At 68.4% G+C, this 23,659-nt stretch carries 19 protein-coding genes; 13 read left to right on the forward strand and 6 right to left on the reverse strand.

What is annotated here, in order from left to right:
• The first annotated feature begins 5 nt into the window (after positions 1-5).
• The 13 genes from OU998_RS08325 (at position 6) to gspM (ending at position 14,602) form a co-directional block, all read left to right on the forward strand.
• Positions 6-1,526 (forward strand): hypothetical protein, encoded by a 1,521-nt coding sequence (locus tag OU998_RS08325; RefSeq protein WP_267516567.1) that lies wholly within the window; start codon positions 6-8, stop codon positions 1,524-1,526.
• A 75-nt stretch (positions 1,527-1,601) separates the two neighbouring features.
• A complete protein-coding gene (locus tag OU998_RS08330; RefSeq protein WP_267516568.1) occupies positions 1,602-4,247 on the forward strand; it encodes a TonB-dependent receptor domain-containing protein in 2,646 nt (881 codons plus the stop codon).
• A 241-nt stretch (positions 4,248-4,488) separates the two neighbouring features.
• Entirely contained in the window at positions 4,489-5,286 is a 798-nt protein-coding gene (locus OU998_RS08335; protein ID WP_267516569.1) for a type II secretion system protein N, read from the forward strand.
• Positions 5,283-7,439 (forward strand): type II secretion system secretin GspD, encoded by a 2,157-nt coding sequence (gspD, locus tag OU998_RS08340; RefSeq protein WP_267516570.1) that lies wholly within the window; start codon positions 5,283-5,285, stop codon positions 7,437-7,439. Before OU998_RS08335 ends, gspD begins: the two co-directional genes overlap by 4 nt.
• Before the next feature lie 4 nt (positions 7,440-7,443).
• Positions 7,444-8,940, forward strand: coding sequence for a type II secretion system ATPase GspE (gspE, locus tag OU998_RS08345; protein WP_267516572.1), 1,497 nt, complete (start codon positions 7,444-7,446; stop codon positions 8,938-8,940).
• Positions 8,940-10,157: a type II secretion system inner membrane protein GspF gene (gene gspF, locus OU998_RS08350; protein WP_267516574.1), complete on the forward strand. Its 1,218-nt coding sequence runs from the start codon at positions 8,940-8,942 to the stop codon at positions 10,155-10,157. Before gspE ends, gspF begins: the two co-directional genes overlap by 1 nt.
• 13 nt (positions 10,158-10,170) lie before the next feature.
• Positions 10,171-10,620, forward strand: coding sequence for a type II secretion system major pseudopilin GspG (gspG, locus tag OU998_RS08355; RefSeq protein WP_267516576.1), 450 nt, complete (start codon positions 10,171-10,173; stop codon positions 10,618-10,620).
• Positions 10,589-11,089, forward strand: a complete 501-nt coding sequence (locus OU998_RS08360) for a GspH/FimT family pseudopilin (RefSeq protein ID WP_267516578.1) — start codon at positions 10,589-10,591, stop codon at positions 11,087-11,089. Before gspG ends, OU998_RS08360 begins: the two co-directional genes overlap by 32 nt.
• Entirely contained in the window at positions 11,082-11,474 is a 393-nt protein-coding gene (gene gspI / locus OU998_RS08365; protein WP_267516579.1) for a type II secretion system minor pseudopilin GspI, read from the forward strand. Before OU998_RS08360 ends, gspI begins: the two co-directional genes overlap by 8 nt.
• On the forward strand, positions 11,471-12,055 hold the full coding sequence (gene gspJ / locus OU998_RS08370; protein WP_267516581.1) for a type II secretion system minor pseudopilin GspJ: 585 nt from the start codon (positions 11,471-11,473) through the stop codon (positions 12,053-12,055). The genes gspI and gspJ overlap by 4 nt, the downstream gene beginning before the upstream one ends.
• Positions 12,052-13,038 carry a type II secretion system minor pseudopilin GspK gene (gspK, locus tag OU998_RS08375; protein WP_267516583.1) on the forward strand — a complete coding sequence of 329 codons (987 nt, stop codon included), beginning with the start codon at positions 12,052-12,054 and terminating at the stop codon, positions 13,036-13,038. The genes gspJ and gspK overlap by 4 nt, the downstream gene beginning before the upstream one ends.
• A complete protein-coding gene (gene gspL / locus OU998_RS08380) occupies positions 13,035-14,135 on the forward strand; it encodes a type II secretion system protein GspL (protein ID WP_267516585.1) in 1,101 nt (366 codons plus the stop codon). Before gspK ends, gspL begins: the two co-directional genes overlap by 4 nt.
• Positions 14,132-14,602: a type II secretion system protein GspM gene (gspM, locus tag OU998_RS08385; RefSeq protein WP_267516586.1), complete on the forward strand. Its 471-nt coding sequence runs from the start codon at positions 14,132-14,134 to the stop codon at positions 14,600-14,602. Before gspL ends, gspM begins: the two co-directional genes overlap by 4 nt.
• 4 nt (positions 14,603-14,606) lie before the next feature.
• Here the strand turns inward: gspM and OU998_RS08390 are convergent, their stop codons facing one another.
• The 6 genes from OU998_RS08390 to OU998_RS08415 form a co-directional block, all read right to left on the reverse strand.
• Positions 14,607-15,623: an SMP-30/gluconolactonase/LRE family protein gene (locus tag OU998_RS08390; protein ID WP_267516587.1), complete on the reverse strand. Its 1,017-nt coding sequence runs from the start codon at positions 15,621-15,623 to the stop codon at positions 14,607-14,609.
• A 32-nt stretch (positions 15,624-15,655) separates the two neighbouring features.
• Complete coding sequence (locus OU998_RS08395) at positions 15,656-16,726, reverse strand: Gfo/Idh/MocA family protein (RefSeq protein ID WP_267516588.1); 1,071 nt, start codon at positions 16,724-16,726, stop codon at positions 15,656-15,658.
• Positions 16,727-16,876: 150 nt separating this feature from the next.
• On the reverse strand, positions 16,877-18,961 hold the full coding sequence (locus tag OU998_RS08400; RefSeq protein ID WP_267516589.1) for a TonB-dependent siderophore receptor: 2,085 nt from the start codon (positions 18,959-18,961) through the stop codon (positions 16,877-16,879).
• Between the two features lie 295 nt (positions 18,962-19,256).
• On the reverse strand, positions 19,257-20,240 hold the full coding sequence (locus OU998_RS08405) for an alpha/beta hydrolase (protein WP_267516591.1): 984 nt from the start codon (positions 20,238-20,240) through the stop codon (positions 19,257-19,259).
• A 16-nt stretch (positions 20,241-20,256) separates the two neighbouring features.
• Complete coding sequence (locus OU998_RS08410) at positions 20,257-23,280, reverse strand: beta-galactosidase (protein ID WP_267516592.1); 3,024 nt, start codon at positions 23,278-23,280, stop codon at positions 20,257-20,259.
• Positions 23,247-23,564 (reverse strand): L-rhamnose mutarotase, encoded by a 318-nt coding sequence (locus OU998_RS08415; protein WP_267516594.1) that lies wholly within the window; start codon positions 23,562-23,564, stop codon positions 23,247-23,249. The genes OU998_RS08410 and OU998_RS08415 overlap by 34 nt, the downstream gene beginning before the upstream one ends.
• Positions 23,565-23,659 lie beyond the last annotated feature (95 nt).

Below are 23,659 nucleotides of genomic sequence, written 5' to 3' on the forward strand. Positions count from 1 at the left end.
TGACGATGACCGGCCTTCAGCTCAAGACCCTTCTCGTGACGGCGGCCAGCGCCCTCGCGCTCGCCGCGTGCGGCTCCTCTGAGGTGGCCTCGCCCGGCGAGGGTGATTTCGGCAGCGGCGGCGGCACGCCGACCACGCCGACGACCCCGACGCCCGGCACGCCCGCCTCGGACTGCCCGACCGGTCTGTCGAACATCGGCACCATCGCCAACGGCACCCTGCGCGTCTGCCAGCTGCCGCAACAGGTTCTGGGCAACCTGACCCTGTCGGTCCGCGCAGGCACCATCTATGCGATCAGCGGCCGCACCGAAGTCGGCACCGACCGCGGCATCGACCCCGCCTCGACCACCGGAACCCAGGGCATCCTGACCATCGAGCCGGGCGTGAAGGTCTTCGCCTCTAGCGGCGGCGACTATCTACTGGTCAACCGCGGCTCGCAGATCTACGCCGAAGGCACCGCGACCAACCCCGTCATCTTCACCAGCCGCCAGGACATCGAAGGCACGGCCACCGCGACCTCGCAGGGTCAGTGGGGCGGCATCGTGCTCGCCGGCCGTGCGCCCCAGGCCAACTGCCAGCTGACCGCCCCGGTCACCTGCACCGGCCAGGTCGAAGGCACCAGCGCCTTCTACGGCGGCAACACCGCGGCCGACAACTCGGGCCGTCTGCGCTATGTCCAGATCAAATACTCGGGCTTTGAAATCTCGACCGGCAACGAGCTGCAGGCCCTGACCCTGGCCGGCGTCGGCTCGGGCACGACCCTCGAGTATATCCAGTCGTACAACAGCTCGGACGACGGCATCGAAATCTTCGGCGGAAACGCCAATCTGAAGCGCATCGTCATCAACGGCGCTGACGACGACGGTCTGGACACCGACACCGGCTGGCGCGGCGGCGCCCAGTTCGGCATCGTGACCCAGCGCGCGCCGAACGCCACCAGCCGTTCGGCCGGTTTCGAGTTCTCGTCTGCCCCGGCCTCGACGCCCTACGCCTCGCGCTATCTGTCGCAGCCGAAGATCGCCAACTGGACCCTGGTCGGCCGTAACGCCCCGACCGACGCCCACACGGTCATGCACTTCGACACCGGCACCAACCCGAACCTGATCAACATCGTCGCCACCTCGACGACGGGTTCGGTCGCGGGCTGCTTCGATATCGCCGACGCGGACACCCAGACCAGCTTCGACAGTGGTTCGACGCCTTCGCTGCGCTCGATCTACATGTCCTGCTCGGTCTCGTATCGTCCGGCCAACGTCGCCCGCTCGACGGCGGTCTTCACCAACGCCCGCAACACCAATGTCACGGCGCTGGGAACCTCGACCCTGACGGCTCCCTCGGGCGCGACGATCACCAACCAGAACCTGGCCTTCATCAACGGCGCCAACGAAACCGCCGTGACGGCGGTCGATCCGAAGACGGTCTACAGCTTCTTCGACAGCGTGACCTATATCGGCGCCGTGCGGAACGCCCAGGACACCTGGTGGCAGGGTTGGACCTGCGGCCTGACCTCCGGCTCGACCTGCTGAAGACGACAGCGCCGGCGGCGACCTTGAGGTCGCCGCCGGTTCTTCGCGTTTCCTGACCCCTTCAAGGCGCAGACCATGAATAGACTTACTCTGACCCTGAGCGGGGTCCTTCTCGCCACCAGTGCGCTGATCGCGCCCGGCCTGGCGTTCGCCCAAACCGCATCACCGACGGCTCAGACCCCGGCCGAACAGGTCGACGAGCAGGCCACCGAGGTCGGCGAGATCGTCGTTCTGGGTCGCTATATTCCCGAACCCAATCGCGAAAGCTCCGAAGTCGCGGCCTTCCTGACGTCCGAGGACCTGGAGCGCACCGGCGACAGCAACGCCGCCGCCGCCCTGACCCGCGTCACCGGCCTGTCGATCGTCGAAGGGCGTTTCATCTATGTGCGCGGCCTGGGCGAGCGCTATTCCTCGGCCCTGCTGAACGGTTCGCCCCTGCCCAGCCCCGAGCCGCTGCAACGGGTCGTACCCCTGGACCTGTTCCCCTCCAGCATTCTGGACGGCGTGACGGTTCAGAAGACCTATTCGCCCAACTTCCCCGGCGAGTTCGGCGGCGGCGTCATCGACCTGCACACCATCGACGCTCCGAACCAGCCCTTCTTCAATATGAAGCTGTCGCTCGGCGGAAACACCGAGTCCACGGGCAAGGAAAACCTGATCTATTACGGGTCGCGCACCGACTTCACCGGTTTTGACGACGACACCCGCGAAGTCCCCGGCGCGATCGCTATGGCCTTCAATCAGGGTAAGCAGATCAACAGCGCCAACTTCACCGCCGACCAGCTCCAGACCATGGGCCAGTCGCTGGTCAACGCCCCGCTGCGCCTGCTGCAACGCGAAAAGACGCCGATCGACGGCGGTGTGGAACTGGCGGGCGGCTTCTCGCACGAAACGGATATCGGCACCCTGGGGCTGATCGCCGTCGCTGGCTACGACAACAGCTGGCGCGCCCGTAGCGGCGTCCAGGAAGAGGGCCAGTTCCAGGGCGAAGTCCTGGTGCCGGTTTCGACCTATGACGTCGACTCGAACCAGAACGACATCCGCCTGAACCTTCTCGGCGGCCTGTCGCTGTCGAACGCCGACCATGAGGTCAAGTGGACCAATCTGTACGTCCGCAACACGACCAAGGAAGCCCGTTCGGTCGCCGGTCCCGACTTCGACGCCGGCGGCAGCGTGATCCGCAACGACTATACCGAATGGTTCGTGCGCCAGCTGTTCAGCAGCCAACTGGCCGGCGAGCATCAGTTCATGGACGGGGCGCTGGAGATCGACTGGCGCGCGGCCTACGCCAAGACCTCGCGGGATGCGCCCTATGAGTCGCGCTTCCAGTACGGCGTCAACGCGGACGGCGACTACATCCACAACGTCCAGGGCAATCTGATCTCGTTCAGCGAACTGGACGACGACATCGTGTCCGGCGGCGTGGATGTGGCCTATACCCTGCCTCTGTCCGAGGCCCGCGAAGCCATCATCAGCGCCGGGGTCGCCACCCTGGACAACAATCGTGAAGCCAGCCGCCACGATCTGCAGTTCGAGGCCGTCAACGGCCTGACGGACGATCAGCGGATGTCGCGCATCGACTATCTGTTCTCGGATTACAACATCAACTCGAGCACCCTACAGCTGCGCGAAATCGCCGGCGGAAATGGCGCCAGCGCCTATGAGGCCGAGTTGCAGGTCAACGCCGCCTACGCCATGGTCGATGCGGAAATCATCCCGCTGGTCCGCACCACGGTCGGCGTCCGGTTCGAGGATGGTCAGCAGAGCGTCACGCCGCGCGACGTGTTCGGCGGAACCTCGACCTATGAGGCCACCGAGATCGAGGAGCAGTATTGGCTGCCCTCGCTGACGGCGACCTGGAACTTCGCCGAGGATCAGCAACTGCGTTTCGGCGTGTCGCAGACGATCGGCCGTCCGCAGTTCCGCGAACTGGCGCCCCAGGCCTATACGGACCCGGAAAGCGACCGCATCTTCATCGGCAACCCCTATCTGGTGGACACCGAACTGCTGAACCTGGATGCGCGGTACGAATGGTACTTCGCCCGCCAGCAGTTCATCACCGCCGGCGTCTTCTACAAGGACATGGACAAGCCGGTTGAGTCCGTCATCGTCGATGTGGGCAACCAGCGCCAGCAGTCGTATCTGAACGCGCCCAAGGCGACCATCATGGGCGCCGAGGTCGAGGTGAAGAAGTATTTCGACTTCCCCGACCAGGGCATGAGCTTCATCGCCAACAAGCGCTGGCTGGTGCAGGCCAACTACACCTACTCGAACTCCGAGGTTAAGGTGGGGGCGGGCGATACGGTCCTGACCCTGGGCGGTGCGGGCTCGCCCGAACAGGCGTCCTTCTTCATCCAGGACGGCAGCCGTCTGCAAGGCCAGTCGGACCATGTCGCCAACCTGCAACTGGGTTGGGAAGACGATACGGCCCGCTCGCAGGCGACGATCATCGTCAACTATGTCAGCGACCGGATCACCGCCCGCGGCGCCGGCACCGGCGCGAGCCGCGAGCCGGACTTCATCCAGGAGCCGGGCGTCTTCCTCGACTTCGTCTATCGCAAGGACTTCACCGTCATGGCCCACGACATGGGCTTCGCCCTGGAGCTGCGGAACCTGCTGGGGACGGACTTCGACGAGTACCAGGAGCTGGGCAACAAGATCCGGGTCAACAACTACGACCTGGGCCAGAGCGCCTCGATCAGCCTGACCGCCCGCTTCTGATTTCAGGAACAGGCGAGACGTTTGCGACCGGGGAGCCATCGGCTTCCCGGTCGTTTTCGTTTTGAAATGATCCGTATGGGTCGCGACTGTCACGACATGTTCTTCGTGTCTTCACACTTCGGTGCGGCCCGCATACGGACGATTAGTCTAGATCGCGCCATGGCCGTGTGGGGGCCGGAACAGGCATGGCGTCGTGATCGCGGCTTTCCGTAGTTTTAGCGTCTCCTTGGCGGCCGACCGTATGCGTCGTCTGCCGCTGCGTCGCCTCGTCGAGGGCGTGCTGATCCTGTTGCTGCTGGTTCAGGCCGGGCGGTTGGTCTGGCTGTTCGTCGCTCCGTCGTCCAAGCCTTCCGAGGTCGCAACCGCGCACCCGATCCCTGCCGTCGATCTGAGCATTCTGTCGCGTTTCGACGCCTTCTTCCGCACGGGCGGGCAGGGCGCGCTGGCCGGCGCCTCGGGCGCGGACGCCAGCCAGATGCGGCTGTTCGGCGTTCGCTCGGGCGGGATTGGCGGCGGTTCCGCCATCATCGGTCTGGCGGACGGTCGCCAAGTTTCGGTCGGTGTCGGCGAAGAGGTCGAGCCTGGGCTGGTGCTACAAGGCGTCGGACCTGATTACGTCACCCTGGCGCGGGGCCAGTCCGTCAGCCGGCTGGAGTTCGCCGACGCGCCCGTTGGAGCCGCTCCGCCCCCTCCGCCGCCCTCGACGCCTCAAGTGGTGGGTCCGCCCGCCGCCGCTCCGGTCTCGGGGCAGGCCGCCGTCGTCGATCCGCAAAGACTGATGGCCCAGGCGTCGCTGCGGCCCCGTATCCAGGGGCTGGGCGTCAACGGCTTCACCGTCTCGTCGGCCGGCAACGCATCCGAGTTGCGCAGCGCGGGGCTTCAGTCGGGCGACGTCATCCTGTCCGTCAACGGCGTGGCCCTGAACACCCCCCAGGCCATCGGCGCCCTGCGCGGCCAGCTGGCCAGCGCTCCCTCGGCCGAAATCCAGTATGAGCGCGCGGGCGAGACGCGCACCACCACCATAAGGACGCGTCCATGACCGCCTCTCTGCGCCACCGCCTGACGCGTTCCAGCGTCGGCGCGCTCGCCGCCGTCCTCGCCATCCAGGGGCCGCTGGCCGCCGCGCCCGTCCTGGCCCAGGAGGCGCGCCAGACCCTGAACGTCCAGGGCGCCGACATCCGCGCCTTCATCCAGGACGTGGCCCGCACCACCGGCCGCACCTTCATCGTCGATCCGGCCGTGACCGGGACGGTGACGGTGACCAGCGACCGGCCGCTGGGTCGCGCCCAGCTGTTCGAGGTCTTCCTATCGACGCTGCGGGCCAACGGCCTGGTCGTGACCCCGACCCAATCCGGCGCCTATCGCATCAGTCCGGCCCAGGGCGCCGCCCAGGGGCCGTCCACCGTCGGGGCGGAGCGGTTCTCGACCGAGGTCTTCCAGCTGCGCAACATCGACGCCGCCTCGGCCGCCGAGACCATCCGGCCCCTGGTCGGGGCCCAGGGCCAGGTCCTGGCCAACCCCGGCGCCAACAGCGTGGTGGTGGCCGACTTTTCCGACAATCTGGCCCGCATCCGCTCGCTGATCGCCCGGATCGACGTGGACCGGTCCAGCTATGAGGTCGTGGCGCTGGAGAACGCCTCGGCGCGCGAGATCGCGGGGGTGCTGCAACAGGTGATGGCGGCGCCGAGCGGCGGCGGGCAGGGGATGGTCACGGTCACGGCGGTCGAGAGCTCGAACTCCATCGTCCTGCGCGGCGACGGTCAGGCCCTGGCGCGGGTGCGCGGCCTGATCCACGATCTGGACGGCCGGTCGCGCGCCAGCCAGGACGTCAATGTCGTCTTCCTGGAGCACGCCAACGCCGAGCAGTTGCTGCCGGTGCTGCAACAGGTGGTGGGTCAGCCGGTCACGGCATCGAGCAGCGCAAGCCAGGGCCTGCGCACCGCCCCGACCGGTTCGACCAGCGGCGCATCGAGCGGCCTGTCACGAACGGCAACCAGCCTGGGAAGCGGGGACGCTGCGGGCGGCGCCATCGGCTCGACCACTGTCACCGCCACCGGCCAACGCGCCACCATCGCCCGCTTCCCCGGCGCCAACGCCCTGGTCATCGCCGGTCCGGCCGATATGCAACGGACCCTGGCCGACGTGATCCGGCGGCTGGACGTGCGCCGCCAGCAGGTGCTGATCGAGGCCATTGTGGTCGAGTTGAGCGACAACGCCGTGCGCGAACTGGGCGTCCAGTGGCTGTACGGCGGCGAGAACGGCGTCGGCCTGACCAACTATACCGACAACGCCACCCCGCTGGTGAATATCGCCGGCGGCGCCTATTCGGCGCAACTGGACGATGACGACCCTCTCAAGGAACAGCTGCAAACCTTGGCCCTGAACAGTCTGTCGGGCGCCAATGGCTTTGTCGGCGGCGCCGCCGTGGACGTGGGCGGCGGCCTGTTCGGCTTCATCATCAATGCGGCCAAGACGGACAAGGGCTCCAACCTGCTCCAGACCCCGTCGATCATGACGCTGGACAACGAAGAGGCCACCTTCTTGGTGGGCCAGGAGGTGCCCATCACGACGGGCCAGACCCTGCTGGACGGCAATTCCAACCCCTTCACCACGACCGACCGCAAGGACATCGGCGTGCGGCTGACGGTCAAACCCCAGATCAACGCCGGCGGCTCGATCACCCTGACGCTGCGCCAGGAGGTTTCGGCCATCAACGGCGGCCTGACCAGCAGTTCGACCGACCTTGTGCTGGACAAACGCGAATTGCAGACCACCCTGGTGGTCGACGACGGCGACATCGCGGTGGCCGGCGGCCTGCTGGACCAGAACGACATTATCCAGACGGACAAGATCCCCGGCCTGGGCGACATCCCCGGTGTCGGCGTCCTGTTCCGCTCGAACAGCCGTCAGCGGGGGCGGACCAATCTGATGGTTTTCCTGCGCCCCACCATCATCCGCACGCGCGAAGAGGCGCAAGGTCTGGCGGCCGACCGCTGGGGTTATATGCGCGATCAGCAGCAGGCGGTGCAGCCGGATCGGGAGCCCAGCCTGGACGCCCTGGTGCGGGACTATATGCGGACCCAGGCGCCGGCCGCCCCGGCGACGGGCGAGCCGATGGTGATCGCCCCGACCGGCGTCACGGCGCCTGTGGCCCCGGTCGAGGCCGCGCCCCTGCCGCCGACCGGGAACTGATCCGATGATCACCCTGGTCAGCCCCAGCCTGCCCTATGGGTTCGCCAAACGGCATGGCGTCCTGCTGCTGGACGCCGGCGATGTGGCGCGGGTCGGCCTGCGCGAGGGCGCGGACCCCCAGGGGCTGATCGAGGCGCGGCGCGTGCTGGGCCGGCCGTTGGCGATAGAGCCGCTGACACAGGCCGCCTTCGACCGGCAGCTGTCGGAGATTTATGCGGGCGACCATCTGGCGGCGGCGGACGGCGAGGATCTGGACATGCCGGCGGGGCTGGACAGTCTGATCGACGACATCCCGGCGGCGGCCGATCTGCTGGACACGGCCGACGACGCCCCGGTGATCCGGCTGATCAACGGGATCATCGCCGAGGCGGTGCGGACCGGCGCGTCCGACATCCATCTGGAGACCTATGAGAGCGCGCTGCTGGTGCGGATGCGGATCGACGGGGTGCTGCGCGAGGCGCTAAGCCTGAACCCGCGCATCGCGCCCCTGCTGGTGTCGCGGATCAAGGTCATGGCGCGGCTGGACATCGCCGAGAAGCGGGTGCCGCAGGACGGGCGCATCCCCCTGGCCCTGGGCGGCAAGTCGCTGGACGTGCGGGTCTCGACCCTGCCGTCGCGTGGCGGCGAGCGGGTGGTGATGCGGATCCTGGACAAGGATCAGGCGGGCTTGACCCTGGACCGGCTGGGCATGGCGCCCGACGCCCTGGCCGCTTTCCGCGCCGCCCTGGCGGAGCCGAACGGCATCATCCTGGTCACCGGGCCTACGGGATCGGGCAAGACCACCAGCCTATATGCCGGCCTGGCCCTGCTGAACGACCAGACCCGCAATATTCTGACGGTCGAGGACCCGGTCGAATACGCCATCGACGGCGTCGGCCAGACCCAGGTCAACACCAAGGTCGGCATGACCTTCGCCGCGGGCCTGCGGGCCATCCTGCGCCAGGACCCGGACGTGGTCATGGTGGGGGAAATCCGCGACGTGGAGACGGCGGGGGTCGCGGTCCAGGCCGCCCTGACCGGCCACCTGGTCCTGTCCACCGTCCACACCAATGATGCGGCGGGGGCGGTGACGCGGCTGCGCGACATGGGGGTGGAGCCCTTCCTGCTGGCCTCGACCCTGAGGCTGATTGTGGCCCAGCGGCTGGTGCGCCGCCTGTGCGACCATTGCCGCACGCCGGAGACGGCCGACCAGGCGACGGCGAAACTGATCGGCGCCAAGGCCGGGGTGCGGGTCTGGCGTCCGCACGGCTGCGCCCATTGCGGCCATACCGGCTATGTCGGCCGGGTCGGCCTGTATGAGGTGCTGAAGATCGACGACCGGGTGCGCCGCCTGATCGCGGCCGAGGCGGACGAGGACGCCGTGGTCGCCGCCGCCTTCGCCGGGGGCGGAACCCTGACGGAACGCGCGCGCGCCCTGGTGCTGGACGGCGTCACCTCGGTCGAGGAGGCGGTGCGCGTCGCCCGCCAGGAGACCGCGACCGATCCGGCGGAGGCGGCCTGATGGCGGCCTTCGACTATGTGGCCGTGGATGCGGCGGGCCGCACGGTGTCCGGCGCCGTGACGGCGCCGGACGAGACGGCGGCGCGAGGACGACTGAAGAAACGCCGGCTGATGCCGCTGGAGCTGACGCCGGCGCGGATCGCGCCGCGCGCGGAGTGGACGACCGGTTCCGGACAAGGCGACCGGCTGAACGCCAAAACCCTGGCCCTGACTACCCGCCAGTTGGCGACCCTGATTTCGGTCTCGCCGATGGAGGAGGCCCTGCGCACCCTGGCGCTTCAGGCCGACCGGCCGGTGGTGCGGCGTGTGCTGGAAGGGGTTCACGCCGGGGTTATGGAGGGGCGGCGCCTGTCGGACGCCATGGCCTTGCAGGGCCAGGCCTTTCCGCCGCTGTACCGGGCCATGGTCTCGGCTGGCGAACAGTCGGGCGCGCTGCAACCGATCCTGGAACGTCTGGCCGACGGGCTGGAGCGGGACCAGCAGGTGCGCGGCAAGGTGATCACCGCCGTGGTCTATCCCAGCGTCCTGGCCGTGGTGGCCCTGGGCGTGATCGCTATTCTGATGACCTTCGTCGTGCCCAAGGTGGTCGATCAGTTCGAAAGCATGAACCAGACCCTGCCGCTGCTGACGCGGCTGGTGATCGGGGTGTCGGATCTGATGCGGAACTGGGGCTGGCTGTTCCTGTTGCTGCTGGCCGGGCTGGTGGTCGCCGGTGTGTTCGCGCGGCGTGATCCGGCGATCCGGCTGCGGATCGACCAGATGATGCTGAGGCTGCCGGTCGTCGGCCGCCTGACTCGCGACCTGCACGGGGCGCGGATGGCGCGAACCCTGTCGACCATGATCGCCGCCGGCCTGCCGGTGCTGGAAGGCCTGACCATCACCGCCCGCACCGTGTCCAACATGGCCCTGCGTCAGGCCACGGAATCCATGGGCGAGGCGGTGCGCGAGGGCGGGGGGCTGTCGGCCGCCATGCGCCGTGCCGACGTGTTTCCCCCGCTGCTGGTCTATATGACCGCCTCGGGCGAGAGCAGCGGCCGGCTGGAGCCGATGCTGGAGCGCGCCGCCGACTATCTGGAGCGCGAGTTCGCCACCTTTACCGCCGTGATGCTGAGCCTGCTAGAGCCGGCCATTATCGTGGTCATGGGCGGGGTGGTCGCGATGATCGTCCTGTCGATCCTGCTGCCCATTCTTCAGATCAACACCCTGGCCATGGGGTGAGGAGAGTTTAGTGATGACCTCAGAAAACCAGAACAAGCGACGCAAACGCCAGGGTTTCACCCTCGTCGAGCTGATGGTGGTCATCGTCATCATCGGCCTGTTGGCGACCGTGGTGGCGCTGAACGTCCTGCCCAGCCAGGACCGGGCCATGGTCGGCAAGGCCAAGGCGGACATCTCGGTTCTGGAACAGGCGATCGAGACCTATCGCCTCGACAATCTGAACTTCCCGACTGACCAGCAGGGGCTTCAGGCCCTGGTCGCCGCGCCCGCCGGCCTGGCCCAGCCGGAACGCTATCGCGAGGGCGGCTATGTGCGCCGCCTGCCCGAAGACCCGTGGGGCAACCCCTACCGCTACCGTCGTCAGAGCACGCACGGCCAGCAGTTCGACGTCTTCTCCCTGGGAGCGGACGGCAAGGAAGGGGGCGAGGGCAATGACGCGGACCTCGGCAACTGGCAGGGCTAGCCGCGCTCAAGCAGCGCGCCGCCGCGCGGCGAACGGTAGCGAAAAAACAAGATCGGGTTTTACGCTTGTCGAGCTGATGGTCACCATCACGGTGATCGGATTGGCGGCCGGGGCGGTGGTGCTGTCGATGCCGGACCCCCGGCCGGCCGTGGGGCTGGAGGCGGAGCAGTTCGCCGCGCGGCTGTCGCGCGCGCGTGAAGAGGCGATCCTGACCAACCGCCCGGTGGCGGTGGAGGCGGACGCTTCGGGTTACGGATTCGCCAGCTTCGACGGCGCGGCCTGGACGCCTTTGACCGGTGTCTTCGTCGCCCGGACCTGGGGCGAAGGCGTCGCTGCGCCCGCTGAGCCAGTGCGCATCGTCTTTGATCCGACCGGGATCGCCGACCCGGCGCAGGTGCGCCTGACCCGTGACAACCAGTCCCGCACGGTGGCGGTCGACGGCGCGGGCGAGGTGTCGATCAATGATTGATGAAATTTCTCTCCGAGCCGCGAAATGCTCTGCGTCGCGCCTTGGCTTCACCTTGATCGAAATGCTGGTGGCTCTGGCGGTCTTCGCCCTGGCGGCCATGGCCCTGCTGAACCTGTCGGGCGAAAGCACCCGGTCGGCGGTGCGTGTCGAGGCCCGCACCCTGGGCGGGGTGGTGGCCGAGAACATCGCCGCCGAGGCCATGATCGCGCCCAGCCTGCCGGTCGGGGAAACCGCCGGGGAGGTTGAGATGGCCGGTCGCGTTTGGCGCTGGCGTCGGGTCGTCACCGGAACAGAAGTCCCCGGCATGGGGCGGATCGACGTGCGGGTCTCCACCGACGAGGGCCAGGTGGCGGACCGCGTCCTGTTCCGGGCGGCCGGATCATGAGGCGGGGCGGCTTCACCCTGGTCGAAGTGCTGGTCTCGCTGGCCATCTTCGCCATGCTGGCCGGCGCCGGCGCCCTAATGCTGAGCCAGACCATCGACACCCGGTTCGCCGTGCGGGCCGAGACCGACCGGGTCGGCGACATCCAACGAATGCGGGCTCTGCTGAAGGCCGACCTGGCCCAGGCCGCGCCACGCCGCACCCGCGCGCCGACCGGCCGCCCCCTGCCGCGCGCCCTGATGGGGCAGGAGACGCCGGGCGATCCGATCCTGACCCTGGTGCGCAACGGCTGGTCCAACCCCGGCGAGGCCGCGCGACCGTCGTTGCAGCGGGTCGAATACCGGGTGGTGGACGGGCGGCTGGAGCGACGGGTCTCGCCCTATCTGGACGGCGCCCGCGCCGGTCCGCCCCAGGTGCTGTGCCGGGGGGTCAAGGACGCCGCCGTGACCTTCATCCAGAACGGTTCGGAGGCCCAGGCCTTCTCCGCCTCGAGCGACCGGCCCCTGCCGGACGCGGTGCGCATCGTCATGACCCTGGACGGCGTCGGCCGGCTGGAACAGCTGTTCCTGGTGGCGTCGGCATGAGCCGGGGGCGGGCGTCGCGCGAGGGCATGGCCCTGTTGACCGTCCTGCTGCTGGTGGCGGTGATGGCGGTGGTGGCGGTCGCCATTCTGGACGACGTCCGCTTCTCGGTGCGCCGCACGACCAATGCCGAGACCCAGGCCCAGGCCCAGTGGTACGCCGCCGGCGCCGAGAGCCTGGCCCGGCGTCAGATCGCCGATCTGCTCAAGGCCGACGCGGCGCGCACCCCGCTGGAGCCGCGCTGGAACGGCCGCGTGATGGAATTCCCGGTCGAGGAGGGGGCGATCCGCGCGGTCGTTACCGACGGCCAGAACTGTTTCAACCTGAATTCCCTGGTCTATGGCCAGGGCGAGGATCTGTTCGCCCGGCCCGAGGGGACGACCCAGTTCATCGCCTTGGGGACCGCGCTGGGCCTTTCGCGGGCCCGCATGGCCTCAGCCGCCGCCGCCCTGACCGACTGGATGGACAATGACGCCGAGGCCTCGGCCGGCGGGGCGGAGGATGCGCGCTACGCCGGTCTGGCGACCCCCTATCGCACCGGCGGCGTCATGCTGGCCGACGTCAGCGAGATGCGCGCGGTCGCAGGCGTCGATGCGGATCTGTACCGGCGGCTGCGGCCCTATGTCTGCGCCCTGCCGACCACGGCCCAGGCCCGGCTGAACCCCAACACCCTGACCGAGGCCCAGGCGCCCCTGCTGGTCATGCTGGCGCAGGGGGCGGTGGGGCTTCAGACCGCCCGCGCTGCGGTCGCCGCCCGGCCTGTGTCCGGCTGGTCCAGCGCCGACGCCTTCTGGGCGCAACCGGCCCTGGACGACTTCACCCCCGATGAGGAAACCCAGGGACAAGTCTCTCTGCTGACGCGCTATTTCGATCTTCGGGTCGATATCGACTACGGCGGCGCCCACGCCGTCCGCACCGCTCTTTTGTACGCTGCGCCGGACGGCGCCGTGCGCACCGTCATTCGCCGCTGGACCCCTGAAGAATGAGCCAGACTCGTATCGTCATCATCCCGCCGGCGGCCTCGATGCCGGCCAATTTCCTGACGTTCGACGCGAACGGACGGGTCCTGCAACGCGGGGCGCTGCTGCTGGAGGACGCGGCGACGACGCCGGACGTCCGCACCGTGGCCGTGGCCCCCGGCGCCGACGTCCTGGTCCGCTGGCTGGACCTGCCCGTCGGCGGCGCGGCCCAGGTGCGAGCCGCAGCCCGCTGGGCCCTGAAGGACGATCTGGCCGGGGATCCGGAACGGACCGTGGTGGCGCTCGGACCCGTCACGGCCGAAGGGTCGCGTCTGGTCGCCGCCGTCGGGGCGGGTCTGCTGGAGGCCTGGATCGATTATCTGGCCGGGCTGGGGATTACGCCGGTCGCCATCGTGCCCGACTGTCTGGCGCTGCCGGAACCGGAGGGGGAGGGGCTGAACGCCGCCGCCTTCGGCGCCGACATCGCCCTGCGCGGCCATCGTTTTGCGGCCACGGTCCAGCCGGACCTGGTCGAGGCGGTGGCGGCCGGCCGCGCCGTGGTCGGCATCGAGGATCGCGAGACGCTGGAGCGGCTGCTGGCCGTCGCCGCTGCGGCTCCGGCCATAGACCTGCTGTCCGGCGTTGAGCGTCGGCGCGAGGCTGCGCGGGGCGGCTGGCGGTTGGCGGCGGTTCTGGCGGCCGCGCTCGTCGTTTCGCCCCTGATCCTGACGGTCGCGGCGGGCGCGCGCGACCAGATCGCCGCCGACCGGGCCGAGGCGCGCACCCTGGCCCTGATCGCTGAAATCATGCCGGACGCAGCCCAGGCCGCCGATCCGATGGAGGAGGCGCGTCGCCGTCTGGCCGTCGCTCCGCCGCCCGGTGGGCTGACGACGGTCGCCGCCGCCCTGTTCGCCGCGGTGGAACAGGTCGAGGGAGCGGAACTGGACAGTCTCAGCGCTGATCCCGCCAAGGGGGTGCGCGCCACCGTCAGCTATCCGTCCTTCTCGGATCTGGAGACCCTGCGCGCGGCCATGGCGACGGCGGGCCTGTCGATGTCGGACGCCTCGACCGTCGAGGACGGCGGCCGGGTGGTCAGTGAAGTCGTGATCGGAGGCGCCGCATGAACGGCCTGATGTCTCAAGCCGCCGCCTGGTGGGACGGCCGCACCCTGCGCGAGCAGCGGATGCTGGCGGTCATGGGGCTGGCGGTCGCCGCCGTTCTGGTCTGGCTGCTGATCGTGCGGCCGGTCTGGGCTTGGCGCGCGGACGCCGCCGATGCGCGCGTCGTCGCCGAGGCGGACCTGGCCCTGGTCCAGGCGGCCAGCGGTCGGTTGTCGCCCGCCGCTGCGCCAGGCGACTTCGATGTGGCGGCCGTGGTCGCTGAGGTCGGGTCGATGACGGGTCTGACGCCGGTCATGGGCATGTCGGCGGACGGCGGCCTGGGCTTCAGCCTGACCAATGTCTCCTCGACGGCCGCCTTCGGCTGGCTGGCGGCCCTGCACGACCGCAAGGTTCAGGCGACCGCCCTCAATGTCGTCGAAAACGCCGATGCGACCCTGAGCCTGGAAGGGACGCTGGCGCCCGCCCCCTGACCGCTTAGCCGCGGGTCAGGGTGCACAGTTTCAGCAGCCGGTCGCCCGCCGTGATGAACAGGGTGCGGCCGTCCTCGCCGAAGGTGCAGTTGGCCGCCGCGCCACCGGTGCGGATCAGTCCCAGCGCCCGGCCGTCGGTCGTCAGGACATGAACTCCGCCCGGCCCGGTCACGAACAGATGGCCGTCACGGTCCACGGCCATGCCGTCGGGCAGGCCGGGATTGGCCGGGCCGACCAGATCGGTGAAGTCCTTCAGCACCCGTCCGCTGGCGGCGATGTCTGATGCGGTCAGGTCATAGGCCATAAGCACGGCGCGCGCCGGGTCCGACACAGCGACATAGAGGGTGCGCTGATCGGGCGACAGGGCGACGCCGTTGGGGAAGGTCAGGTCGCGGACCAGCAGGGTGACGCCGCCGTCGGGGGCCAGCCGATAGACGCCGTTCTGCGCCTGCTCCTTCAGCGGCGACTGATCCATGTCCTTCAGCCCATAGGGCGGGTCGGTGAAGACAATCGCGCCGTCTGACGCCTGAACCAGGTCATTGGGCGAGTTGAACCGCTTGCCCTCGTAGCGGGTCGCCAGCAGGGTCTTGGCCCGCGTGGCCAGATCGACCCGCGCCACGGCGCGGTTGCCGTGGTCCGCCATCAGGATCGAACCCGCCGGACCGAGGATCAGGCCGTTCGACCCCGGCTCGCGGAAGCCCGAGGCGTCCGGGCCGTCATAGCCGGACGGGTCCATGAAGACCGACGCGCCGTCCTGTTCTGACCAGCGATGGATGCGGTTGTTCGGCACGTCGCTGAACAGCAGATAGGCGCCCTCTGCGATCCAGACGGGCCCTTCGGACCAGGTGAAGCCGGACGCCAACGTGTCGATCTGCGCGTCCAGGGCGATCAGCCCGTCCAGCGCCGGATCCAGGCGCACGACGCCGATGGCGGGCGGCGACGCCTTCGCCTGCGCCAGGGTCGAAAGGCCGGCCGCGCCGGCGACACCGCCGGCGAGAACAAGGCGACGCGAAAGGGGCAAGGCGGATCTCCGAAAGAGGCGAGAGGTCTGGGTCAGAGCGAGACGGCGCGGTTTTCACGCGCGGACAGATATATGGCCTCGATGATCCGCATGTCCCGCAGGCCTTCTTCGCCGGGAACAATGGGCTCGGCGCCGGTCATGACGCACTGCGACAGATGGTCCAGCTGGGCCGAGAACTGGTTCTGCGGCGCTTCCGGAACGGGGTGGTCCTCGGTGCGCCAGTCCTTGAGCCGGCGCAGTCGATTGCCCGAATAGGCCGTCGCCGGCTCGGCGTCGACCCAGCCCTTGTCGCCGACCACGCGGAAGCGGTTGTGGTTCGACCCATAGGAGGAGACGCAGTTGGCCAGGGCGCCCGATGGAAACCGCAGCTGGAAATTGATCATGTCCTCGACCTCGCGGAACTTCGGGTCCGACCGGTCCGTGGATTCTGTCGCCATCACCTCGACCGGCTCTTCGCCCGTCAGATAGCGCGCGGCCTGGAGGCTGTAGATGCCGATGTCCATCATGGAGCCGCCGCCGGCCAGGGCGCGGTTCAACCGCCATTGGGTTGGATCGCCGATGGTGAACCCATGCTCGGCCGTGACCACGCGAGGGCGGCCGATCTCACCCGAGCGGGCGATCCGCATGGCCTCGCGATTGGCCGCTTCGAAATGGCAGCGATAGCCGATCATCAGCTTGCGGCCGGCCGCCCGGCAGGCGGCGATCATCTCTTCGGCCTCGGCCGCCGTATTGGCCATCGGCTTTTCGCACATGACGTGCTTGCCGGCGGCGGCGGCGCGCAGGGTGTATTCGTGGTGCATCCCGTTGGGCAGGATCACATAGACGATGTCCACGTCAGGATTGTCGCGGATCGTGTCGAAGGTCTCGTAGGTATAGAGGCCACGCTCGGGCACGCCGTATTTCGCGGCGTAGCGCCGCGCCTTTTCCGGCGAACCGCTGACCAGGGCCGTGACGCGCGAATGGCGGCATTCGGCGAAGCGCGGCAGGATGACGTCGGCATAGCCGCCCAGACCGACGATGGCGTAGCCCAACCGCCGGTCCGTCGCCTGTGCGGCCAGGGCCGAGGCGGGGGCCAGGCCGGCTGCGGCGGCGCCGAGTTTCATCAGGGATCGGCGCGTTGCATTCATGATCTTCGGGCTCATTCCACCGGCTGTCGCCGCATCAGGGACGCGGCGACATACTGGACGGCCTCTCCCACGGGGAGCAAGTCACGATCTCGGCGGCCCGACGCAGGGCGTGGGCCGCCGAGAGGCCTATAGGGCCAGCCGCAGCGAGGCGCGGATGCTGCGCGGCGCGCCGGGGAAGATCCATAGTGCGCTGTACGAGCTGGCGGCGTAGCGTTCGTCGAACAGGTTGTCGACCTCGACCCGCGCCGTAACCTGGGGCGTGATCCCGTACTCGACCGCCGCCTTGGCCTTCCAATAGGCGGGCAGGCGCACCCCGTCGGTGGTCAGGGTCGCGGCCCGATCGCCCATATAGGCGGCGCCGGCCGTCATCGACCAATCCGTGCCGTGACCCGTGGCGAAACGCCCCACCACGAACAGCGAGCCCGAATGTTCCGGCACGTTCAGCACATTGTCGGTGGCGAAGGCGGCGTCGTCGGCCTTGGCGTCGGTCCAGGCATAGTTGGCGACCACCTGCCAGGCCTCGCCGACCCGCACCGATCCGTCCAGCTCGATCCCCCGCGAGGTCAGCTTGCCGACCGGGGCCAGATAGTTGGAATCGACCGGGTCGCTGGTCAGGATATTCGCCTTTTCGATGTCGAAGACGGTGGCGGCGACGTCGATGCCGTCCCATGCGCCCGACAGGCCGATCTCGTATCCCTTGCCCTCTTCCGGGGCGAAGCCGGCGCCGGTCCGGCCCGTGCCTGAGTTCAGGACGAAGGATTCGCCATAGCTGGCGTGGGCCGTCAGGGCGTCGGTCAGGCGATAGCGGGCGGCGAAGCGATAATCGATCGGGCTGTCCTTATTCTCCCCCACGGCGCCGGTCAGGTTGTTGCGGATGGTCTGGCTGTAGTCGTCGTAGCGCAGGCCGGCGACCAGGCTGAGACGGTCGTTCACCTCCCACATGTCCTGAGCGTAGAGGGTGACGACGCTGCGGGTCTCCAGATTATCGGTGAAGGGCAGGGGCGTCGGCCCGGTCGCGCCATAGACGGGGGTGAAGATATTGATGGCGTAGGGGTTGGCGGCGTTGGGGCTGGCTCGCAGCAGGCGCTCACCATAGGTCAGCTCATAGGCCTTGACCCCGAAGCCGAGATTATGGACGCCCAGGCCGGCGGCCACCACGCCGTTCAACTCCAGCCGCGCCGACAGGTCTTCGACGGTGTAATCGCGCAGCCTGTGCTGGCGCCACAAGGTGTCGCCGACCAGCCTGTTGTGATCGCTGGACAGGCCGCGCAATGAACCACCCCGCCAGGCCACGCCGCCGTTCAGGCTCCAGTCCGCGTTGATCTGATATTCGCCGGTGATCTGGTGGCGTTCGTTGCGGAACCGGGTCGGGCCGTCGCTGGGCTCGCCATAGTAGTTCGATTCCGGCAGGGCCAGGGCGTCGCCGTTGACCGCCGGCATGCCCCGATCAAACAGGGTCGAGAAGACGGTGAACTCGCCCACATAGGTCAGGCGCAGGGCGTCATTGGGCCGCCAGGTCAGGGACGGGGCGATAGAGGTGCGGTCCAGGCCGACATAGTCGCGCCAGCCCTCGCTGGTCTCGCCCGCCAGCACCAGCCGCCCGGCCAGGGTGTCAGAGATCGGGCCGGTCACGTCCAGTTCGCCACGCCGCAGGCCGAAGGAGCCGACCGTGCCGGTGAAGACGGCGTCGGTGGTGAACTTCGGGGTCTTGGAGACGATATTGATCCGGCCGGCCGCGTCGATGTCGCCGAACAGGGCGCCGGCCGGCCCCTTCAGCACCTCGATTCGTTCAGCCGTGGCGGGGTCGCGTGGCGGCGCCATGCCCCGGTTGGCCAGGAAGCCGTCGACATAATATTCGGCCCCGCCGTCGGGCGTGCCCAGGAAGCCGCGAATGGCGAAATTGTCCATCACCCCGCCGCGATTGTTCTGCTGGCTGACGCCGCTGACCAGCTCAAGGGCGTCGGACAGGCGGGTGGCCCCGACGGCGTCCAGCAGGTCGCTTTCGATGGAGCGGCTGGACGGAGACATCCGCTCGGTCACCGCGCCGACGCCCAGGGTGCGGTCGTGCGGGGCCGTGCGACGGCCCAGAACCACGATCTCGCTAACGGTCGCGGTCTCGCCCGACTCCAGGGGCGGCTCCAAGACGGCAGGGGATTCGGCGTTGGCGGCCGCCAGCAGGCACAGGCTGGCGCAGCTCGAAAGCAGGGACACGTGATACTCCGTTGAAACGTTATAATGTATCGGCTATCCGCTTCCGCCTGATGATGTCAACTGTTGCAACACTTGCGCCCGCCTCTGTCGTCCCGCCCAAACAGGTCCGTTCATCGACTGGTCGCGCTCCCGCCTGTCGTTATCGCCTCTGAATTCTGGCCTCCGGGTCTCGATCCTTATGAGAGCCGGAGGCTTTGAGGCCGCTGGGCTTCGCCGGCGGGCGCGGCCGTGCGGCGCTGATCAGGTGCCGTTGCACCGTTCTGCGGACGGTCATCCCCCATATGCCGAGTACGGCTCAGCGGGCGGTGTTCAGAAAACCATCCAGCAACGCCATCCAGGCCGGCCGTCCGCCTGAAGCCGGGTCCGCCAGGCCGTGGCCGCCCTTTTCGAACAGATGAAGTTCGCAGGGGAGATTCTGGGCGCGGCACGCCTGCCAGAGGAGAAGGCTGTTTTCGGCGGACACCACGCGGTCGTCCGCTGCGGCCGCGAGAAAGAGTGGAGGCGCATTCGACGGCACATGGCGCTCGACCGAATAGGCGTCGCGCAGGGTAGCGGGCGGCGTCGTTCCCAACAGGGCCCGCGCCGAGACCTTATGGGCGTGAGGCTCCATCATCGTCACGACGGGGAACATCAGTCCGGCCGCGTCGGGGCGCGTCGGAAGTCGATCGATCTCGTCGGCGGGGTCATAGGCGTCCCGATCAAAGGTGGTCGCCAAGCGGCCGGCGACATGGCCCCCGGCCGAAAACCCCGCCACGGCGACGCGGGTCGGATCAAAGCCGAGCTCGTCCGCCCGCGCCCGAACCATGCGGATCGCGCGCTGGGCGTCCTGAAGCGAAACATCAGGGCCGGCGGCCCATCCGTCGGCCGGGAGGCGATAGTTCATGACGAAGACGGTGAAGCCCAGATCGGCCAGGCCGGCGTCTATGGATCCGCCGGCCTTGCTGACGGCCACCCGCTGGTATCCGCCGCCGGGGATCATCAGGATCGCTGCGCCGTTGGGACGCGCCGGGCGACGCACCGCCAGCCAGGGATCGCGGATGTGCAGATAGGCGGTGTCGTTGGGATCGCCGCCGGGGGTGCGCAGGATGATCTGTTCCTGGACCGTGACCTGTTCGCCGCCGGGCGCGCCGTTGGGCCAGAGGGGGTGAACCTCCAGACCGGTCTGGGCTGAATGCCGCGCCATATCCTGAGCGCGGACAGGAAGCGCGGGCGTCAGAGCGGCGCCGGCGGCAAGGCCGAGCAGGGCGCGACGTTCGATCAGAGAGAAAGGTGTCTTCATCTAAATCAGTCCCCGCTCACTGGGCCTGGGCGCGGGTGGTGACGTCCACTCCGCCCCGCACGTTTCGCAAGGTCACCAGCCGCACATCTTCCAGCACATTGCCCGGCGCGCCGTCGGTGGAGACCACCAGGGCGATGCTGTTCTGGCCGCGATGATTCAAGATGTGTTCGGGCAGGGAGAAGACCCGTTGCGGACCGACGTTGGCGATGAACTGGCCCATATGCCATCCATTGACGAAGATCAGCACCCGGTAGGCCCGGTCGGATCGGGGCGTGTCCGTATCGCCGAAGGCAAGGCCGATTGAGGCGTCCTGGCCCGCCGGAACGTCCAGATCGAAGCGCGTCCGGTACCAGGTCACACCCGGCTGGAGGGGCTCGCCGACCAGGCCGGGTCGCCAATCCCCATCCTTGAATTCGGGCAGGTGCCAGCCGTGGCGTTCCCCGAACAGGCCGCCATTGTTGGGCACGCCGCGAAGCGTGTCGGCGAAATCCTCGCCTCCGGCGCGGCCCTGGATCTTCCACGATATCGGCACGGCGAAGCCGGGACCGACACGCGGCGCGACCGAAACCGACACCAGACCGCGCGCCTCCTTGTGGAAGTCGTTGGCGTCCAGATTCCAGTTGTGGCCGTTGTTGCGGACCATCACCGACACGACATGAGGTCCGGGCGTGCGGGCCGCCTCGGGCAGATCGAAGGCCGCGACGCCGGTGGTGATCGGGCGGGGGATGCCGCTGGGCAGTTCGTGTTGCCCCACAAAGACGCCGTCGAGGAAGACCTGCGCCATGCCTGCGCCGCCCGCGCCATAGAAGAGGTTGATCGTCTCGGCCTCAGGCCCGCCCTCGAACCGGCCGCGATACCAGACGTCGCCCTCGTGGAAGCCATAGGCGTCCATCAGCATATTGGGCTGACCGTCCGGCCGCAGGGTGTTGCTGGCGTAAGGACGGCTGTCGATGGCTTGCCAGTCGCTGTCGTCGAACTCGGGGCGGGCCTCGGGCGATTCCGGGGCGACACGCCAGTCGCTTAAGACGGGCAGGGCGAAGGCCGTCGGCCCGGCCAGGGGCGTCCGGGCCTCTAGGCTGCCTGACGCGGTGGCGCGGGTGGCGACGGCGGCGCCGTTCCACAGGACCGACGACGTCGGGGCCGTCGACCAGATTTCCAAGGGCGTGGGCTCGCGCGTGTCCCCGGTCAGCAGCAGCCGTCCGCGCTCGGTCCGGGCATGTCGCACCAGGGCCGGGCCGCGCACCAGGACATCGCCTTGGCGCCAGAACCGTACGGCTTCCTTCTCTTCTCCGATCAGCAGCAGCAGATCAGGCCGACCGCCGCCGCTGATCCGCACGCGGCTGAGCCCAATGTGATCATAGTCGAGCTTCAGATCGCCGCGCGCCGGGTCGAACGTCGAACGCACATCGCCGTCCAGCACTGTTACGTCGGGTTGCGAGGAGAAGCGAAGAATGGTCTCGCCCGGCTCCTGCTTGCGCCCATACATAAGCAGGACGTCCTGTTGGGCTGTCGGCAAGACCGCCTGCAATTCCGACGTTGAATAGACCAGTCTCTGGCCCGCCAGATCGACCCCGGCCACCAGCCATTTGGCGTCGAAACCGTTCAGGGTCATGGGCATGACGTAGCGCCCGTCGGGCAGGTCGGCCGTAACGGTGAACTGGTCGTTGGTCTGGCCGTTCGACGGCTTGTGCGTCACCAGCAGGAAGCGGGCGTCCGTCTCCGGGCTGCGGTTGTGATAGACTTGGATATTGGGCGATGAGATCGCCGGGACGCCCGCCGGGACCATGCCGGCCAGGTCGGGGACTGAGGCGATCAGGCCCGCGAGCTGCTTCATCTCCTCGGCCTTGGGCCGCAGCTCGCGCGTCTCCGAGATCGCTGCGCCATAGTCATAGCTGGTGAAGACGACCGGCGCCGCCAGCCATCCCCAGCTGGTCCCCCCGAATCCGACATAGATGCTCTGCAACGAGATGCCGTTGGCCAGGTTGACGCCGTAGAAGACGCGCTGGAAACGCTCGCCGCGTTGAACGGCGTTGCACTCATAGCCGCCGTTGGATCCCCAATAGTCGAACCAGCCGCCGCCGATCTCGGCCATGAAGCCCGGCGTCGCCGGAGACGCCGAGGCGCCCCCCTTGGCGCCGCCCGGACCATAGAAGCCCCAGTCAGGCGCTGCGGCGCCGCGCGTCGTGCGGCCCTGGACGGTGCAGGTGCCGCCGGGATAGCCGTCGAAAGCGTACAGATCGACCGGTCCGGGAACGACCTTGTCCACCGGGGAATCTTCGGGCGTCCAGTAGCCGTTGCGGCCCTGGTCGTTATGGAAGATGGGCACGTTGACGCCGTCCGCCCGCGCCTTGGCGTACAGATGGTCCATATAGCGGCGGTGGGCCGGGGTGGTGGCCGCCAGCTCGTTCTCGATCTGATAGAGGATGACCGATCCCTGGTTGCCCCTGCCGTCGCCGTTGATCTGGTGGCGAGCGATGATGGCGTTGACCTGGGTCAGCCATTCGTCGGCGGCGGCGAGATATTCGGGCGAGTCCGTTCGGGACGGCGCGCGCTGGTTGACCAGCCATCCGGGGAAGCCCCCGCGCGTCAGTTCGGCGTTGGCGTAGGGGCCGGGCCGGACGATGACATAGAGGCCCTCTTCTGCGGACATCTGTAGCAACCGATCCAGGTCGCGGATGCCGGTGAAGTCGTAAACCCCCTGTTTTGGGCTGTGGTAGCCCCAGTCGAAATAGAAGGCGACGGTGTTGAATCCGCTGGCCTTCATCTTCTGTAGGATGTCCCGCCACAGTTCCGGGCTGGGCAGGCGGAACGGGTGCATTTCGCTGGACCAGATCACCAGCCGCTCGCCGTCGATCATCAGGGATCGGGCGTCGAACGAGACGCGGCCGAAGGTCTGAGCCGGCGCGGTGAAGTCGGCCGTGGCGCGGGCCTCTTGCGCCGTGACGGGCGCCGAAGACAGGAGGGGGGCGGCGGCCACGGCGGCCGCGAACAACAGGGCGCGGCGCATCAGGACAGATGGAACATCTGGCGCAGCGGCCATTCGCTGGGCTTGTCGTCCGCCTCAACCTCCATCAGGGGCGCCATCGACGTCCACCATTTTCGCATCAGCGGATGGTTGGGCAACTGGTCCAGTGTGTGGTCGTCCGCGCGGCGCATGACGGCGAACAGCGACAGGGTCTCTTCGTCCAGAAAGATCGAATAGTCGCTCACGCCGCTGGCCTTCAGAAGGTCGGCCAGCTCGGGCCAGATGTCGTCGTGGCGCGCCTTGTAGGCGTCGACAGTCCCGGGTTTCAGCTGCATCCGAAAGGCGTGTAGCGCGCTCATGAATCCTCCAGACCGATTATTCGGTACATTATTTCACTATGTGGTAACTCGCTTCGATCGGGGGGTCAAACCTCAAGGCGGCGGCGATGCGTCGC

This window comes from Brevundimonas sp. SL130 (assembly GCF_026625805.1).
In the GTDB taxonomy this organism is placed as follows: domain Bacteria; phylum Pseudomonadota; class Alphaproteobacteria; order Caulobacterales; family Caulobacteraceae; genus Brevundimonas.

Excerpts from the sequence above, each read along its gene's own strand:
- gspJ (WP_267516581.1), top strand. The coding sequence starts at position 11,471 with ATGAGGCGGGGCGGCTTCACCCTGGTCGAAGTGCTGGTCTCGCTGGCC.
- OU998_RS08405 (WP_267516591.1), bottom strand. The coding sequence starts at position 20,240 with ATGAAGACACCTTTCTCTCTGATCGAACGTCGCGCCCTGCTCGGCCTT.
- gspD (WP_267516570.1), top strand. The coding sequence starts at position 5,283 with ATGACCGCCTCTCTGCGCCACCGCCTGACGCGTTCCAGCGTCGGCGCG.
- OU998_RS08330 (WP_267516568.1), top strand. The coding sequence starts at position 1,602 with ATGAATAGACTTACTCTGACCCTGAGCGGGGTCCTTCTCGCCACCAGT.
- gspM (WP_267516586.1), top strand. The coding sequence starts at position 14,132 with ATGAACGGCCTGATGTCTCAAGCCGCCGCCTGGTGGGACGGCCGCACC.
- OU998_RS08335 (WP_267516569.1), top strand. The coding sequence starts at position 4,489 with ATGCGTCGTCTGCCGCTGCGTCGCCTCGTCGAGGGCGTGCTGATCCTG.
- gspG (WP_267516576.1), top strand. The coding sequence starts at position 10,171 with ATGACCTCAGAAAACCAGAACAAGCGACGCAAACGCCAGGGTTTCACC.
- gspF (WP_267516574.1), top strand. The coding sequence starts at position 8,940 with ATGGCGGCCTTCGACTATGTGGCCGTGGATGCGGCGGGCCGCACGGTG.
- gspE (WP_267516572.1), top strand. The coding sequence starts at position 7,444 with ATGATCACCCTGGTCAGCCCCAGCCTGCCCTATGGGTTCGCCAAACGG.
- OU998_RS08415 (WP_267516594.1), bottom strand. The coding sequence starts at position 23,564 with ATGAGCGCGCTACACGCCTTTCGGATGCAGCTGAAACCCGGGACTGTC.
- gspI (WP_267516579.1), top strand. The coding sequence starts at position 11,082 with ATGATTGATGAAATTTCTCTCCGAGCCGCGAAATGCTCTGCGTCGCGC.
- OU998_RS08360 (WP_267516578.1), top strand. The coding sequence starts at position 10,589 with ATGACGCGGACCTCGGCAACTGGCAGGGCTAGCCGCGCTCAAGCAGCG.
- OU998_RS08410 (WP_267516592.1), bottom strand. The coding sequence starts at position 23,280 with ATGGCCGCTGCGCCAGATGTTCCATCTGTCCTGATGCGCCGCGCCCTG.
- OU998_RS08325 (WP_267516567.1), top strand. The coding sequence starts at position 6 with ATGACCGGCCTTCAGCTCAAGACCCTTCTCGTGACGGCGGCCAGCGCC.
- gspL (WP_267516585.1), top strand. The coding sequence starts at position 13,035 with ATGAGCCAGACTCGTATCGTCATCATCCCGCCGGCGGCCTCGATGCCG.
- gspK (WP_267516583.1), top strand. The coding sequence starts at position 12,052 with ATGAGCCGGGGGCGGGCGTCGCGCGAGGGCATGGCCCTGTTGACCGTC.
- OU998_RS08395 (WP_267516588.1), bottom strand. The coding sequence starts at position 16,726 with ATGAAACTCGGCGCCGCCGCAGCCGGCCTGGCCCCCGCCTCGGCCCTG.